The sequence below is a fragment of the Pseudomonas multiresinivorans genome, from assembly GCF_012971725.1.
GTDB lineage: Bacteria > Pseudomonadota > Gammaproteobacteria > Pseudomonadales > Pseudomonadaceae > Pseudomonas > Pseudomonas multiresinivorans.
Genome location: NZ_CP048833.1, coordinates 3,797,867 through 3,813,689, shown reverse-complemented (window position 1 = coordinate 3,813,689; position 15,823 = coordinate 3,797,867). Strand labels below are relative to the sequence as shown.

Genomic DNA, 15,823 nt, shown 5'->3' with positions numbered 1-15,823 from the left:
CGGCGGTTACTGCAGGTTCCCGGCCACGGCGACGGTTTGCGCGGTGATGTAGTTCGACTCCGGCGAGCAGAACAGGTACACGGCGTCGGCCGCCTCCTGCACCGTGCCCGGGCGCCCCAGCGGATTGCGCTGGGCGAAGGACTTCGCTGCTTCCGGACTGATGCCGACGCGGATGTCGCGCCCTTCGATGTTCACCGTCGCGCCGGCGTGAGCGTCTGCACGGGTCATGCGCGTCTCGATGAAACCGAAGGCCACGGCGTTGACGTTGACCTTGAAGCGCCCCCACTCGCGGGCCAGCGCGCGGGTCATGCCGGCGACGCCGGCCTTGGCGCCGCTGTAGTTGAGTTGCCCGGCATTGCCGTTGAGGGCGGACACCGAGGAGATGTTCACCACCTTGCGAAACACCTCGCGGCCGGCCTCGGCGTCGGCCTGGGCCTGCGCCTTGATGATCGGGTAGGCCGCACGGAAGATGCGGAAGGGCGCGGTCATGTGGCAGTCGAGGATGGCGTACCACTGCTCGTCGCTCATCTTCTGCACCACGTCGTCCCAGGTGTAGCCGGCGTTGTTGACGATGATGTCGATGGCCTTGAAGTGCTCCATCGCGGTGCGGATGTAACGCTCGGCGAAGTCCGGTGCGCTGACGTTGCCATGGCAGATCGCCGCCTGGCCGCCGAGGTCGCGGATCATCGCGGCGGTTTCCTTTGCCGGTTCCAGGTCCAGGTCGTTGATCACGATGCGCGCGCCTTCGCTGGCCAGCTTCAGCGCGATGGCCTGGCCGATGCCGCGTCCGGAACCACTGACCAGGGCTACCTTGCCGTCGAGTTTTGCCATGTTGTTGTTCCTCACTGCAGGGCGACGATGGCGTCGCCGACGATCTTGGTTTCGCCGTATTGATTGGCGGTCTGGATTTCCAGCTTCACGCGACGCTCGCCTTCGGCCTCGAACTTCTCCACCACCTTGCCGGTGCAGGTGATCTGGTGGCCGAGGTGGGTGATACCGGCGAAGCGCACGCCTAAGCCGCGCAGCTGGCGCTGGTCGACCCACTGGGTCAGCAACCGGCCCAGATAGGCCATGGACAGCATGCCGTGGGCGAACACGTCGGCCATGCCGGCCTTGCGCGCGTAATCGATGTCGATGTGGATCGGGTTGTGATCGCCCGAGGCCCCGGCGAACAGCGCCAGGGTGGTGCGGTTGATCGGTGCCAGGGTCAGCGGCGGCAGGCTGTCGCCGACCTGGACGGAATCGAAGCGGACTAGGGTCATGGGTGGTCTCCGGTTCAGCCGTTGCGGTGGACGAGGGTGGTGCGCAGGGTCGCCACGTGCTCGCCGCGCTGGTTGGTGACCTTCGACTCGCGCACCACGAAGCTCAGTGCACCGCCTTTCTTGTCGTAGATGTCGGTGATGCGCACGTCGTAATGCAGGGTGTCGCCGGCGTAGGCCATGCGCTGGTAGGTGAAGGACTCCTCGCCGTGCAGGATGCGCGAGGAAATGATGCCCAGCTCGTCGCGCCAGGCCTGGTTCGGCATCTGGAAGGCCAGGGAGAACAGGAAGGTCGGCGGCAGTGGCAGGGCGGGGTGCCCGGCGTCGCGCGCCGCCTGCTCGTCGAGGTAGATCGGATCGGTTTCGCCGATGCTCCTGGCGAAGAAGCGCAGCTGGCCGGCTTCGGCGGTGGCGCTGAAGGACGGCAGGACCTTGCCGATGTGTTTCTTGTCGATCATCTGGTAGGCGCTCCGAAGTCAGTTCTTCTGGTACACGGTGACCACACCGGCACCGCCGAGGCCGAGGTTGTGCTGCACCGCGATGCGGGCGTTCTCCACCTGGCGATCACCGGCGCTGCCGCGCAACTGGTGGGTCAGCTCGTAGCATTGCGCAAGGCCGGTGGCGCCCAGCGGGTGGCCCTTGGAGAGCAGGCCGCCGGACGGATTGACTACCCACTTGCCGCCATAGGTGTTGTCACCGTCTTCCACCAGTTGCTCGCCTTCGCCCTCGGCGCACAGGCCGAGGCCTTCATAGGTGAGCAGCTCGTTCTGGGCGAAGCAGTCGTGCAGTTCGATGACGTCGATATCGTTCACGCCGATGCAGGCCTGCTCGTAGGCCTGCTGAGCCGCAAGCCGAGTGACCTCGAAGCCGACGACCCGGATCATGTCGCGGGTGTCGAAGGAGGCGGGAATGTCGGTGGCCATGGACTGGCCGGCGATCAGCACGTCGGTGCGCAGGCCGTGCTTTTTCGCGAACGCTTCGGAGACCACGATGGCCGCGGCAGCGCCGCAGGTTGGCGGGCAGGCCATCAGGCGGGTCAGCACGCCGGGCCAGAGCACCACGTCGTTCATCACCTGTTCAGTGGTGACCACGTTGCGGAACACCGCCAGCGGGTTGCGTGCGGCGTGGCGGCTGGCCTTGGCGCGAATAGACGCGAAGGTCTCCAGTTTGGTGCCGTACTTCTGCATGTGTGCACGGCCGGCGCCGGCGAACTGGCGGATGGCGTTGCTCGGCACATCGATGCCGGTCACCAGCTCGCTGACGACGGCGTTGGCGCGTTCCAGCGCAGCCGGCCGGTCGGTCCAGGCCGATTTCAGGGCGCCGGGGTTCATCTGTTCGAAGCCCACTGCCAGGGCGCAGTCCACCGCGCCGCTCTGTACCGCCTGGCGGGCGAGGAACAGGGCGGAGGAGCCGGTGGCGCAGTTGTTGTTGACGTTGAGCACCGGGATGCCGGTCATGCCCGCGTGGTACACGGCCTTCTGCCCGCAGCAGGAGTCGCCGTAGACGTAGCCGGCGTAGGCCTGCTGTACCAGGCGATAGTCGATGCCCGCGTCAGCCAGGGCCTGCTGGATGGCCTGGGCGGCCATGACATCGTAGAAGTCGCTGGTACCCGGTTTCTTGAACTGGATCATGCCGACGCCGGCGACGAATGCTTTCTGGCTCATGGTTGTTGTCCTTGTGTGATCAGAGCTTGCGCGAGATGAGTTCGCGCATGACTTCGCTGGTGCCGCCGTAGATGCGGTTGACGCGCATGTCGACGAAGGCGCGGGCCACCGGGTACTCGAGCATGTAGCCGTAGCCGCCATGCAGCTGGACCATCTCGTCCAGCGCCTTGCCCAGGGTCTCGGTGGCGAACAGCTTGGCGATCGCCGCTTCTTCCAGGGTCAGGCGCCGACGCATGTGCTCGCCCAGGTAGTGGTCGATCATCAGGCGCACGGCGGTGGCCTGGGCCTTGATGTCGGCCAGCTTGAAGCGGGTGTTCTGGAAGTCCCAGACGGTCTGGCCGAAGGCCTGGCGGCTCTTCACGTAGTCCAGGGTGTGTTCGAGCACGGTCTCCAGGCGGGCGGCGGCGGAGACGGCGATGGAGAAGCGCTCCTGTGGCAGCTCGCCCATCAGGTAGGCGAAGCCCTTGCCTTCCTCGCCGAGGCGGTTGCCGACGGGGACGCGGACGTTGTCGAAATACAGCTCGGCAGTGTCCTGGGCGTGCTGGCCGACCTTGTCCAGCTTGCGGCCGCGCTGGAAGCCGGGGCGGTCGGTCTCTACGGCGATCAGGCTGATGCCCCTGGAGCCGGCGTCCGGGTCGGTCTTGCAGACCACGATGACCAGGTCGGCCGTCAGGCCATTGCTGATGAAGGTCTTGCTGCCGTTGATGACGTACTCGTCGCCATCGCGCACGGCGCTGGTGCGCACCGCCTTGAGGTCGCTGCCGGTGCCCGGTTCGGTCATGGCGATGGCGAGGATCAGTTCACCGGAGCAGGCGCCGGGCAGCCAGCGTTGCTTCTGTTCTTCGCTGCCGCAGCGGGCGATGTACGGGGCGATGATGTCCGAGTGCATGCCCAGGCCGTTGCCGGACAGCCCGGCCCGGTTGAACTCCTCGTTGTATACCGCGCTATGGCCGAAGTCGCCGCCGCCGCCGCCGTACTCGACCGGCAACGTGATGCACAGCAGCCCTTCGCGGCCGGCCTTCAGCCAGATATCGCGGTCCCATTGCCCGGCCTGGTTCCAGGCTTCCTGGCGTGGCACGCATTCGCGCTCGAAAAAGCGTCGCACGGTGGTGCGGAAGATCTCATGGTCGTCGCGGAAAACACTGCGCTCGATATGCACGGAAGGCTCCTGATGCCGACCGGCACTGCCGGTCGCGGTTGTCGTGTTGCGCGAGAAGCGCAGGGTCTCGCTGGCTACGTTAGGGGCAGGTATCGCGCGGTTACTCCACCCTGGCCGGGTGGCTCAGTCGCGGTCCCAGTCGAAGCGCGAAGGTTCGCCACGCAGGAAGGTCGATACGGCTTCGTCGTGATACGGCGCGGTGGAGGCGATGCCCTGCGCCAGGCCTTCCAGCTCGGCCATGGCGTCCCAGTGGGTCTCGTAGCTCTGATTGAGCAGGCGCTTGCTCATGGCGATGGCGTCGCGCGGCGAGTCCAGGAAGCGACGGGCCAGCTGCTGGGCGGCGGCGGGCAGCTCATCCTGGGGGTGAATCGAATGGACGATCCCCAGCTCGCAAGCTTCCTCGACCGACACGCGTCGTGCGCTGAACAGCAGCTCCTTGGCCTTCGGCAGGCCGACGGCGCGGGGCAGCGTGTAGAGCGCGCCGGAGTCCGGTACCAGGCCGAGCTTGGCGAAGGGCATGCAGAACGAGGCGCGGTCGGAGGCGACGATGAAATCCGCCAGCAGGGCAATGGCGAATCCGGCGCCGTAGGCGGGTCCGTCGACGGCGGCGATCACCGGGAGCTCCAGGCCGCGCAGGCGTTCCAGCCAGCCATGCAGGCGCCGGATACGCAGGCGCATGGCATTGGCCGAATTGATTTCGGGGTCGGTGCTGAGCTGGCGCTCCTTCAGTGACCTGATGTCTCCGCCGGCACAGAAACTGCCACCCGAACCGGTGAGGATCAGTGCGCGCAGGCTGCGGTCGGACTCCACGCGATCGAGCATCTGCGCATAGTCTGCCCGCAGCTCCAGCGAGAGCGCGTTGCGCGCGGTGGGCTTCTGGTGGGTGAAGGTGGCGATGCCGTCGGCAATGGCCAGCTGGGACTCGCGAAACTCGATCACTTCGGCGCTCATGGCGGATCCTCGGGAAAGGTTCCAGCCATGCTCGGCTGCGCTGCAGCCGGCGCCGCCACCCATTGCGGGTGGCGGCGCGGTGGGGTCAGCGGGTGGCGTCGTCGGCGGTCTCCGCGTCCCGCAGGCGGGCTACGGCTTCGTCGCGGCTGCCGACGCCAAGCTTGCTGTAGATGTGCCGCAGGTGCCATTTCACCGTTTCATGGGACAGGCCCAGTGCGCGGGCAATCTTCTTGTTCGGCAGGGCCTGGGCCAGCAGGCGCAGCACCTCGAGTTCACGCTCGCTGAGTGGCTCCATGCCTGCGCCCAGTTGCAGGCCGGTGGTTCGGGGTGCGGGATCGGCGCAGGCCTGTGTGGCTGGCGCGCGGCGGGTGTTCTGCAAGCGTTCGACGTAGAACGCCAGCAAGGGGTCCAGCGGCTGGTCGCGGGTCAGTGTCTCGATCAGGTCCAGCGCATCGGGGTGGGCGTCGATCACGCTGCGCAGCTGTCCGAAGCGCTGGGCGGTGCGCAGCAGCGACAGCACCTTTTCCCGCGCCGCGTCCAGATGGCCGCGCTGGGCGTCGAAGACCGCACTGAGCATCTTCAGGCGGGTCACCGCCAACTGGCGGCCGTACTGTTCGCCGGCCTCGATCATCCTGTTCAGGCGCAGGGTCGCGCTATGCAGGTCACCGTGGGCGGCGTCCCAGCGCAGGTGGGCGTTCTCGACCAGGATGAAGATGTCCTTGCGGCGGCTGGTGACGGCATCGGGGTGCCGCGCGGCGATGACGTCCAGGCGTGACAGCTTGGTCTCGGCGGCGACCACTTCACCCAGCAGCAGGTGCCAGTGCACTTGCCAGACAAGTGCGTGGGCCATGAGCCGGTCGAGCTTGTTGCGGCGGCCGTATTCCTCCAGGTGTTCGAGATAGGCGAAGGCTTCGCGGCGGTTGCCCGCGACCCAGTGCGCCTTGCCCAGTACCTCCAGGGCGCGCAGGACCGAGTCGGGAATCGAGATGCGCTCCAGTACATCGATCTGCGGTTCCAGCAGGGCCAGCGCGGCTTCGATCTCGTTGCTTTCGTACAGCGTGTCGCCCAGCAGGGCGGTGGCCAGGTGCAGCGCGTCCGCACAGGAGCGGCCGTGGCGCTGCGCTTCGTAGATGACCTCGCGGTAGATGCGCTCTGCCTGGCTGATCTGGCCCTCCATCGCCAGGCTCAGGCCGATCAGGCAACGGCCCTGCAATGTCCCGCCGGCAGTGCCGAGCAACGGCGCACCGTTGACCAGCAGCGGCGGGCGATCCAGCTGTACCTGCCGCGCCCGCTCGTACTCACCGCGGTTCATGTACAGCCAGGAGAGGATGTTCAGGCTGCCGCCGAGCATCACCGAGTTGACGCCCGGTGGCGGGTTGAGCAGTTGTGGCAGGATCGCCAGTGCCTCGTCGGTATCGTCGCGCTGCACCGCCAGTACGGCGCGCAGCATCGCGAGGCGGAAGCGTGAATCTTCATCATCGACCGGCAGGTCTCGTTCCAGGCTGGAGATGCTGTTTTCGCAGGCGTTGAAGTCGCGGGCGAAAACCTGCATGCGTGCCAGCAGCAGGCGCAGGCGGATGCTGGTCTGGATCTGCTCCCTGGGCAGCAGGCGCGCCAGTTCGATGAGGATGCGCAGGTCGCCCTGGGCATACAGCGCTTCGAGCTGATCCTCGACCAGTTGCGCCGCCATTGCGGCCTGGCCGCCGGCTACGGCATGGCGGACGGCCTCGACCAGTTGCCCGCGATCGCGCTGCCATTGCCAGGCGCGGCTGTGTACCGCGCTCTGCTGCTGGGCGGGCAGGCGGGCGAAGAGGCCAAGGAGCGTCTCCCGCAGCAGGGGGTGCAGGCGATACCAGTTTTCCTGATCGGGCGTCTCCAGGGCAATCAGGAACAGGTTGTCCTGCTCCAGGCGCGCGAGCAGTTCCACGGCTTCGGCGATGGCCTCCGGGCGATCGACGAGTGCTGCGCACAGGCTGGGGCAGAAGCGATTGCACACGGCGGTGTGCAGGAGCAGTTCGACATCGTCGGGTTGCAGGCGAGCCAGCACGGTCGATTCGAAATAGCTGGCGAAGGCCTGGTGGTCGCGCAGGGGAGAGGGTGCGCCGTTGCTGCCCTGGGATGGCTTGCGCCGGCTGGCGGCGAGCAGTTGCAGGCCGGCAATCCAGCCGTCGGTCAATTCGTGGATCTGACGTATCTCATCGGTAGCCAGTTCGCCCAGTTGCTGCTGCAGGAACTGCCGGGTTTCCTCGAGGGTGAAGCTCAGGTCGCGTAGATCCAGCTCCAGGACCTGCCCCTGGCTGCGCAGGCGGGCAAGCGACAGCGGCACCGCGCTGCGGGTGCCGAGCACCAGGTGCAGGTTGCTCGGCGCGTAGTCGAGCAGCCATTGCAGGGCCTGGTGGATGCCAACGTCGGTCAGGCTGTGCAGGTCATCGAGCACCAGCACTACTTCGCGCTGGCTGCTGGCGACGCCCTGCACCAGGGTGATGATGGTGCGCTCCACCGATTCGCTGTCGAACCCGTGAGCCTCCATCAGGGATGCGTGCTGCACCATCTGCAGGTCGATCTGCGCCAGGCTGCCGAGCAGGTAGTCGATGAAGCGGCCCAGGTCGTTGTCCTCCGGGCCCAGGCTCAGCCACGCGACTTCGAAACCCAGCGAGAGCAACTGCTGGCGACAGGCGAGCAGGAGGGTGGTCTTGCCCCAGCCGGCAGGGCCCTTGATCACCGTGCAGCGGCGCCGGCGGTTTTCCACCAGCTGCTGCAGCAGGCGGTCACGGCTGATGGTGCGGCTGCCGCTGCGCGGAGGGACCAGCTTCGAGCGATCCAGGGCCGTGGTCAGTGCCGGTTCGGCGGGGCGGTCGTGCGGAGCTGAGACGTTTGTTGTTGTGCTGCTTGGCTTGTCCATGGCGCTTCCGAGGCAGTTTCATGCGCCCGTGATTGTTTTCGGCATAGGCGGGCGTCGTTCAGAGCATGCCCCAGTTGCCAGGTCCTTCACCAGAGCCCTTCGGGAGCTCGATGACCGGGTGGAAGGTTGCCACCCAACGCGGGTGGCGGCCCCCACGAGCCTGGAATGTTCCATTGATGAAAAGCCGCAAAAGCGCGGCATTGCCGATGCGCGGGCCATTTGCGCTGCAGATCAATGGGACTACGTCGATGGGTGTGTTGAGCGGTATTCGAGTTCTGGAGTTCGAGGCCATTGGCCCGGCACCCTTCGCCACCATGCTGCTGGCCGACATGGGCGCGGACGTCATACGCATCGACCGGCCACAGGCGCACGACGACCTGGGGCCGAAGATGAACGGGCCAAAGGTGGATATCACCGGTCGTGGCCGCCGCTCGGTCACGCTCGACCTGAAGCGTCCGGAAGCGGCGGCCGTTGCTCTGGAGCTGATGGAGCATGCCGACGTGCTGATCGAGGGCTTTCGCCCCGGCACCCTGGAGCGCCTGGGGCTTGGCCCCGAGCAGGCATTCGCGCGCAATCCGAAGCTGGTCTACGGCCGCATGACCGGCTGGGGGCAGCATGGCCCGCTGGCACAGCGCGCAGGCCATGACATCAACTACATCGCGCTGTCCGGCGTGCTCTCCGGTATCGGTCCGGTGGCCGGCCGGCCCGTGCCGCCATTGAACCTGCTGGGCGACTACGGCGGTGGCGGCATGCTGCTGGCCATGGGCGTGCTGGCGGCGCTGGTCAACGTGCTGCGCGGCGGTGCGGGCCAGGTGGTGGATGCCGCCATGGCCGAAGGCGCTGCCCAGCTTGGCTCGGTGATCTGGGGGCTGCTGGCCTCCGGCAACTGGCGCGAGGAACGCGGCAGCAACCTGCTGGACGGCGGCGCGCCCTGGTACGACACCTATCGCACCCTGGATGGCGGCTACATGGCCATCGGCCCGGTGGAGGCGCGCTTCTACGCCGAGCTGCTGGCCAGGCTCGGCCTCGATGCAGCGCAGCTGCCGCCCCAGCATGATCGACAAGGCTGGCCGCGCCTGCGCGAGGCCTTCATGCAGGCGTTCATCCAGCGCACCCGTGAGCAATGGTGCGAGGTCTTCGCCGACAGTGATGCATGCGTCGCGCCCGTACTTGGCTTTGCCGAGGCCACGGACCATCCGCACGCCAGGGCGCGCGGCAGCTTCATGGAAATCAATGGCGTGGTGCAGCCTGCGCCGGCGCCTCGCTTCCTCGGCACTCCCAGTCCCATTCCCCAGCCGGCGCCGGCCCGCGGTGCGGGCGGGCTGCACGCCTTACGCGACTGGGGTTTGACCGACGAGCTGATCGGCCGGCTACGCCACAGCGGCCTGGGCGTGGATGCCTGACAGCCCTTGAATCCCCACGACTCGATTCGACAAGAAGAGACAGCCATGTCCAACGCCTACATCCTTTCTCCCGTGCGTACGCCGATCGGCAAGTTCGGCGGCGCGCTGGCCGCCATCCCAGCCGCCAACCTCGCTGCGCTGGTGTTGCAGGAGGTCCTGCGCCGCACCGGTGTCGATGCCGCGCAGGTCGACGAAGCGATAGTCGCGCAGTCCTACCAGTCCAGCGAGGCGCCCTGCATGGGGCGCTATGCGGCGTCCCTGGCGGGGCTGCCGGACGAGGTCGGCGGCTACACCGTGGATCGTCGCTGCGGCTCCGGCCTGCAGGCGCTGATCGACGCTGCCATGCAGGTCCAGACCGGGGCTGCCGACTGCCTGCTGGTGGCCGGCGTCGAGAGCATGAGCAATATCGAGTACTACAGCACCAGCATGCGCTGGGGTGCGCGCCTGGGTGACGTGAAGCTGCATGATCGCCTGGACCGCGGGCGGGTCAATTCGCAACCGATCAGCCGTTATGGCGAGTGTGCCGGCGGTGCGGTCGAAACCGCCGAGAACCTGGTGCGCGACTACGGCATCAGCCGCGAAGCCTGCGACCGCTGGGCGGTGGGCAGCCACCAGAAAGCCGCGACGGCCTGGAGCCAGGGCTGCTTCGACGCCGAAGTGTTGCCGGTGGAAGTGCCGCAGCGCCGGGGCGAGCCGCTGGTGGTCGGGCGCGATGAGGGTATTCGCGAAGACGCCAGCTACGAGGCGATGGCCAGGCTGGCGCCGATCATCAAGGGCGGCACTGTTACCGCCGGCAGCGCCAGCCAGCAGAACGATGCGGCGGCGGGATGCCTGGTGGTGTCCGAGCGCTTCGTCATCCAGAACGACCTGCGCCCGATGGCGCGCTTCGCGGGCTGGGCCTCGGCCGGCTGCCACCCGCTGCGCATGGGCATCGGCCCGGTGCCGGCGGTGGCGAAGCTGCTGAAACGACTGGGCCTGGAAATGCCGGACATGGGCCTGATCGAGGTCAACGAGGCTTTCGCCGGGCAGGTGCTCGCGGTGTTGCGCGAGTGGCAGCTCGAGGATGACCCGCGAATCAACGTCAACGGCTCGGGTATTTCCCTGGGGCATCCGATCGGCGCCACCGGGCTGCGCATCATGACCTCGCTGCTCCACGAGATGCAGCGCCGCAAGGTCCGTTACGGCCTGGAAACCATGTGCATCGGCGGCGGGCAGGGGCTTGCCGCGGTGTTCGAACGCGTCTGAAGCCAAGGAGCTCCCATGAGTGCACACCACGAGGCGGCACCCAGCGTCGCCGAACAACCCTGGCGCGAGCGCGATGGCCGTGTGGTTCTGCTCGCCAGCCGGCGTGCCGGCCATGCTGGCCTGCACTTTCCGCCGCTGCCGGAAACCTCGCCGCTGCGCGAGGGCAGCGAACTGGTCGAACTGGATTCCACGCCGCGCCTGTACAGCTTCACCGTCGTGCATTTCAGCCCGAAGGCGAACAAGCCGCCACAGCCGCTGGGCCTGGCCGACTTCCCCGAGGGCCTGCGGGTGTTCGCCCGCCTGGACTATCCCGCCGGCCGCCGGCCGCGCATCGGTGAAGCACTGAGCCTGTGCCTGGTGGAGTCCGACAGCGGCCCGATCTACGCCTTCCGTCCGCAGGAGGACGCATGAACAAGCCCGTCTACATCTCCGGCGTGGCCATGACGCCGTTCGGCCGTCCTGCCGCCTCGATGCAGGACCTCACCCAGCAGGCGGTATTGCAGGCTTTGGCCGACGCTGGCGTCGAGCTGCACGAGCCGCAGGCGTTCTATGCGTGCAACGTATTCGGCGGCATGGTCCTGGGCCAGGTGCTGCTGCGCGATCTCGGGCTCTCCGGCCTGCCGATCTACAACGTCGAGAACGCCTGCGCCAGCGGTGCCACCGGCGTGCACCTGGCTTGCCACGCGCTGCAGGCGGGCATCTACGACACCGTGGTGGTATTCGGCGTGGAGCAGCTCACCGCCCTGGGTGGGGGCACCATTCCGTTGCAGCGCAACGACTACATGACCGAGCTCTATGCCCGCGCCGGCATGGCGCTGCCGGCGATCTACGCCATGCGTGCCACACGCTACCTGCACGAATTCGGCGTCAGCGCCGAGGTGCTGGGCGAGGTCGCGGTGAAGAACCGTCGCCATGGTGCGCTCAATCCCTACGCCCAGAGCCGTACCGAGGTATCCCTCGATGAGGTGATGAACTCGCGGATGGTCTTCGACCCGCTGACGCTGCTGCAGTGTTGCCCGTCGGCAGTGGACGGCGCGGCGGCGCTGGTGCTGACCACCCGCAAACCGCAGCAGGCACGCCCGGTACGGGTGATGGCTTCCGTCATCCAGTCCGGCCGTGCCGAGGAGCCGGACGACGACATCCTCAGCGCCGAGATCACCGCCCGCGCTGCCACGCTGGCCTACCAACACGCCGGCGTGAAGCCGGCCGATATCGACGTTATCGAGCTGCACGATGCGTTCAGCATTGCCGAGCTCATCTACTACAACGCCCTTGGCCTGTGCGGCCGTGGCGAGGCCCACGAGCTGCTGAAAAGCGGTTTCACCAGACTGGGTGGCAAGACCGTGGTGAACCCTTCCGGCGGCCTGCTCGCCAAGGGCCATCCGCTGGGCGCCACCGGCGTGGCGCAGATGGTCGAGGCCGTCTGGCAGCTGCAGCAGCGCGCCGGCGAACGCCAGGCAGAAGGCGCCGAGCTGGCGCTGACCCAATGCACCGGCGGCGGCATCGCCGGTGTCGATCACGCGGCGTCCGCCGTACACATTCTGGGTGTTTGAGGTATTTCCATGAGCAAGCAAGTTGCAATCGTCACCGGCGGTGCCCAGGGTATCGGCCTGGGTCTGACCCGAGCGCTGTTGAATGCCGGTTATGCGGTCGCGATGTTCGACCTCAATGGCGAGGCCATGGACAGGCTGGTCGCCGAAGCGGGCGCCCAGGCACAAAGCCTGATGGGCGTGAAGGTCGATGTGACCAGCGCCGAACAGGTCAGCGCTGCCGTGGCGCAGGTCGCCGCCCGCTGGAAGACCCCGGACCTGCTGGTGAACAACGCCGGCCTCACCCGCGACAAGCGCCTGGTGAACATGAGCGAGGCGGACTGGGACCTGGTGCTGGACGTCAACCTCAAGTCCCAGTTCCTCTGCGCCAAGGCCGTGGTGCCGGGCATGATCGAGCAGGGCTTCGGGCGCATCGTCAACATCTCCTCGCGCGCCTGGCTCGGTGGTTTCGGCCAGGCCAACTACTCGGCGGCGAAGGGTGGCGTGATCAGCCTCACGCGCACCCTGGCGATCGAGCTGGCCAAACATGGCATCACCGCCAACGCCATCGCTCCGGGCGCCATTGACACGCCGATCCTCGCGCCGCTCTCCGACGAGCAACGGGCGAAGATCATGGCGACCATTCCCGTGGGCCGCATCGGCAAGCCCGAGGATATCGCCCATGCGGTACTGATGTTCGCCGACGCGAAGGCGTCCTACATCACCGGCCAGACGCTGTACGTCTGTGGCGGCCGTTCCCTGTCCAGTCCGAGTGCCTGAGTCGTGGCGATCCAGTTCCAGATCATCGGCCATGTGGCGCTCATCACCCTGGATGCGCCCGAATCCATGAACGCGCTGACCATCGGCGACCTGCGCCACCTGCGCAAGGCATTGAACACGGCGCAGGACGACGACCAGGTGCGGGCCATCGTCCTCACCGGCGCGGGCGACAAGGCTTTCTGCACCGGCGCGAACCTCAAGGCGACGCTGCCGCCGTCCAGCGGATTCGCCAGCGGCCACTTCAAGAGCCGCGCGGCGGAAGCCGAGGAGGGCGGCTACACGCGGCTGATCGATCTCGGCGACCTGGAGATCTGGAAGCCGATGATCGCCGCGATCCATGGCTACTGCCTGGGCGGTGGCCTGGAGCTGGCGCTGCAGTGTGACCTGCGCATCGCCAGCGACGAAGCATCCTTTGCCCTGCCCGAGGCGAAGGTGGCCAGCGTGCCGGCGGTCGGTGGCGTGCAGTACCTGATGCGTGCCGTGCCCGCAGCCCATGCGATGAAGCTGGCGCTGACCGGCGAGCGAATCGGCGCGGAAGAGGCCCTGCGCATCGGCCTGGTCAGCGATTGCGTGCCGCGCGAAGGCCTGCTGCCGCTGGCCATGCAACTGGCCGAGCGCATCGCCGCCAATGGCCCGCTGGCGGTCCAGGCGATCAAGCGCCTGGCGGTGGAAACCAGTCACCTGGCGCCGCGCGACTTCGTCGCCCAGGCCAACCTTTACTGGGGCCTGCTGCGTGACAGCCGCGACCGAATCGAGGGCCGCAAGGCCTTCGCCGAAAAACGTCCGCCGAAATTCACCGGCGCCTGAGTCCCGAGAGCCCTTCGATGAACTTCGCTCCCAACGAATCCCAGGAAATGATGATCGACGCGGCGCGGCGCATGGTGCGCGACCGTATCGCCCCGGTGCTGGCGCGCCATCCCGTCGACAAGCCGCTGCCGCGCAGCGCCATGCTGGACATCTACGCCGCACTGGCCGAGCTGGGCATCACCGCGCCGCGCCTGCCGGTGGAGGTGGGCGGCGGTGGGCTGAAGATGCTCGATTACGGGCTGATCCTCGAACAGTTGCCGGCCATCGTCGCGCTGTCGCTGATATCCCATGAGGGCACTGTGGCGCGCATCTACTCCGGGTGCCCGGCGGAGATTGCCGCGCAATACCTGCCCGACCTGATCGCCGGACGCAAGATCGTCTGCACCGCCAACTCGGAGGTGAACGCCGGCTCCGACTCCAACGCGGTGAAGACCCGTATCCGGGTCGAGGGCGACAGCGCGTACATCACCGGCCGCAAGATCTGGATCACCAACGCCTCGGTCTGCGACCTGTTCAACGTCTCCTGCACCCTTGGCAACGACGGGCGCGGCCGGCCCGTCGCCCAACGCGCCCTGGTGGACCGCAGCCAGTCAACGGTGGACGTGCGCGAGATCGGCGTCACCGGCCTGCAGCAGGGTCACCTCAGCGAGGTGGTCTTCGAGGAAACCCGCATCCCGCGCAGCCACCTGATCGGCGACGCCGGGGACGCGGCCAGGACCCTCACCGTCGGCTGGAACGGCAACCGTCCGCTGATCGGTCTGATGTGCGTGCACCTGGCGCAGAAGGCCTTCGAGATGTGCATCGAATACACCCGCGTGCGCGAGCAGTTCGGCAAGCCACTGGCTGCGCACCAGCTGGTGCAGCAGGACCTGGCGGACATGGAAACGCTGATCGTCACCTCGCGCCTGCTCTGCTACCAGGCGCTGGACGCCATGGACCGCGGGCAGCGCGCCAACGGCACTTCGGCCATGGCCAAGCGCTACGCCACCCAGGCCTGCGAACGCGCGCTCGGACTGGCGATGCAATTGCACGGCGGTATGGGCATCACCGAGGAACTGGGTATCGAACGCATGTGGCGCGACGCCCGCATGTTCCAGGTGCCAGACGGCATGAACGGCATCCTGGCGCTGATCCAGGGGCGCGAGATCACAGGCATCAGCGCGTTCCGCTGAGCCTTACAGAACAAGAATTCGAAGGAGCAAGCGATGAGTTCGCAGATGATGGAAGGCAAGGTCGTCATCGTCACCGGTTCAGGCCGGGGTATCGGCCGTGAGATGGCATTGCAGATGGCCGCCCAGGGTGCCCGTGTGGTGGTCAACGACGTCGGGGTGAGTGTCAGTGGCGAGGCCGACGACGAGGATCCGGGTCGCGAAGTGGTGGACGCGATCCGCGCTGCGGGTGGCGAGGCAGTATTGAGTCGCGACAGCGTGTCGGACTGGGATAGCGCCCAGCGTATCGTCCAGCTGGCGATGGACAGTTTCGGCCGCATCGATGCGGTGGTGAACAACGCCGGTATCCTGCGCGACCGCATCTTCCACCAGATGAGCCCGGAGGAGTTCGACGCGGTGATCAAGGTTCACCTCTACGGCAGCTTCTACATGAGCCGTGCGGCGATCACCCGATTCCGCGAGCAGAGGTCCGGCGCCTTCGTGCACATGACCTCGACCTCCGGCCTGGTCGGCAACGTCGGTCAGGCCAACTACGCCGCGGCCAAGCTGGGCATCGTCGGGCTCTCCAAGTCGATCGCCCTGGACGGCGCGCGCTACGGCGTGCGCTCCAACTGCATCGCGCCCTTCGCCTGGAGCCGCATGGTCGGCTCGATTCCCGCTGCCGATCCGGCCCAGGCCGCAAGGGTGGAAAAGATCAAGTCGATGACGCCGGCGCCGATCGCTGCCATGGCGGTGTTCCTCGCCAGCGATTCGGCCGCCGACGTCAACGGGCAGATCTTCACCGTGCGCCGCAACGAGGTGTTCCTGATGAACCAGCCGCGGCCGATCCGTTCGTTGCACCGCGCCGAGGGCTGGACACCGGAAGCCTTGGCCGAGCACCTGCTGCCGGCCTTCAGGCCGTCGTTCCCGCCATTGGAAGTATCGGCCGACGTGTTCGGCTGGGACCCGGTCTGAG

The 15,823-nt window shown here is 67.2% G+C and carries 15 protein-coding genes; 8 read left to right on the top strand and 7 right to left on the bottom strand.

The window, feature by feature from the left end:
* Window positions 1-6 precede the first annotated feature (6 nt).
* From G4G71_RS17225 to G4G71_RS17195, 7 genes are all read right to left on the bottom strand, one after another.
* Window positions 7-831, bottom strand: coding sequence for an SDR family NAD(P)-dependent oxidoreductase (locus tag G4G71_RS17225; RefSeq protein ID WP_169939255.1), 825 nt, complete (start codon window positions 829-831; stop codon window positions 7-9).
* Window positions 832-842: 11 nt separating this feature from the next.
* Window positions 843-1,262 (bottom strand): MaoC family dehydratase, encoded by a 420-nt coding sequence (locus G4G71_RS17220; RefSeq protein ID WP_169939254.1) that lies wholly within the window; start codon window positions 1,260-1,262, stop codon window positions 843-845.
* 14 nt (window positions 1,263-1,276) lie between these two features.
* Window positions 1,277-1,717 carry a MaoC family dehydratase N-terminal domain-containing protein gene (locus G4G71_RS17215; RefSeq protein WP_169939253.1) on the bottom strand — a complete coding sequence of 147 codons (441 nt, stop codon included), beginning with the start codon at window positions 1,715-1,717 and terminating at the stop codon, window positions 1,277-1,279.
* An 18-nt stretch (window positions 1,718-1,735) separates the two neighbouring features.
* Complete coding sequence (locus G4G71_RS17210) at window positions 1,736-2,923, bottom strand: lipid-transfer protein (protein ID WP_169939252.1); 1,188 nt, start codon at window positions 2,921-2,923, stop codon at window positions 1,736-1,738.
* Between the two features lie 19 nt (window positions 2,924-2,942).
* A complete protein-coding gene (locus tag G4G71_RS17205; RefSeq protein ID WP_169939251.1) occupies window positions 2,943-4,082 on the bottom strand; it encodes an acyl-CoA dehydrogenase family protein in 1,140 nt (379 codons plus the stop codon).
* A 123-nt stretch (window positions 4,083-4,205) separates the two neighbouring features.
* On the bottom strand, window positions 4,206-5,033 hold the full coding sequence (locus tag G4G71_RS17200; RefSeq protein WP_169939250.1) for an enoyl-CoA hydratase/isomerase family protein: 828 nt from the start codon (window positions 5,031-5,033) through the stop codon (window positions 4,206-4,208).
* Between the two features lie 85 nt (window positions 5,034-5,118).
* Window positions 5,119-7,935 (bottom strand): winged helix-turn-helix domain-containing protein, encoded by a 2,817-nt coding sequence (locus G4G71_RS17195; RefSeq protein ID WP_169939249.1) that lies wholly within the window; start codon window positions 7,933-7,935, stop codon window positions 5,119-5,121.
* A 248-nt stretch (window positions 7,936-8,183) separates the two neighbouring features.
* Between G4G71_RS17195 and G4G71_RS17190 the strand changes: the two genes are divergently transcribed.
* From G4G71_RS17190 to G4G71_RS17155, 8 genes are read left to right on the top strand one after another with little or no spacing between them, the layout of a single operon-like run.
* Window positions 8,184-9,338, top strand: a complete 1,155-nt coding sequence (locus G4G71_RS17190; protein ID WP_169942714.1) for a CaiB/BaiF CoA transferase family protein — start codon at window positions 8,184-8,186, stop codon at window positions 9,336-9,338.
* Between the two features lie 45 nt (window positions 9,339-9,383).
* Window positions 9,384-10,583 carry an acetyl-CoA C-acetyltransferase gene (locus G4G71_RS17185; protein WP_169939248.1) on the top strand — a complete coding sequence of 400 codons (1,200 nt, stop codon included), beginning with the start codon at window positions 9,384-9,386 and terminating at the stop codon, window positions 10,581-10,583.
* A gap of 15 nt (window positions 10,584-10,598) precedes the next feature.
* On the top strand, window positions 10,599-10,994 hold the full coding sequence (locus G4G71_RS17180; RefSeq protein ID WP_169939247.1) for a Zn-ribbon domain-containing OB-fold protein: 396 nt from the start codon (window positions 10,599-10,601) through the stop codon (window positions 10,992-10,994).
* Window positions 10,991-12,136 (top strand): thiolase family protein, encoded by a 1,146-nt coding sequence (locus G4G71_RS17175; protein ID WP_169939246.1) that lies wholly within the window; start codon window positions 10,991-10,993, stop codon window positions 12,134-12,136. Before G4G71_RS17180 ends, G4G71_RS17175 begins: the two co-directional genes overlap by 4 nt.
* A 9-nt stretch (window positions 12,137-12,145) precedes the next feature.
* Complete coding sequence (gene fabG / locus G4G71_RS17170; RefSeq protein WP_169939245.1) at window positions 12,146-12,892, top strand: 3-oxoacyl-ACP reductase FabG; 747 nt, start codon at window positions 12,146-12,148, stop codon at window positions 12,890-12,892.
* 3 nt (window positions 12,893-12,895) lie between these two features.
* Window positions 12,896-13,699 (top strand): enoyl-CoA hydratase/isomerase family protein, encoded by an 804-nt coding sequence (locus tag G4G71_RS17165; RefSeq protein ID WP_169939244.1) that lies wholly within the window; start codon window positions 12,896-12,898, stop codon window positions 13,697-13,699.
* A 17-nt stretch (window positions 13,700-13,716) separates the two neighbouring features.
* Window positions 13,717-14,871, top strand: coding sequence for an acyl-CoA dehydrogenase family protein (locus G4G71_RS17160; RefSeq protein WP_169939243.1), 1,155 nt, complete (start codon window positions 13,717-13,719; stop codon window positions 14,869-14,871).
* Between the two features lie 33 nt (window positions 14,872-14,904).
* Window positions 14,905-15,822, top strand: coding sequence for an SDR family NAD(P)-dependent oxidoreductase (locus tag G4G71_RS17155; protein WP_205896243.1), 918 nt, complete (start codon window positions 14,905-14,907; stop codon window positions 15,820-15,822).
* Window position 15,823 lies beyond the last annotated feature (1 nt).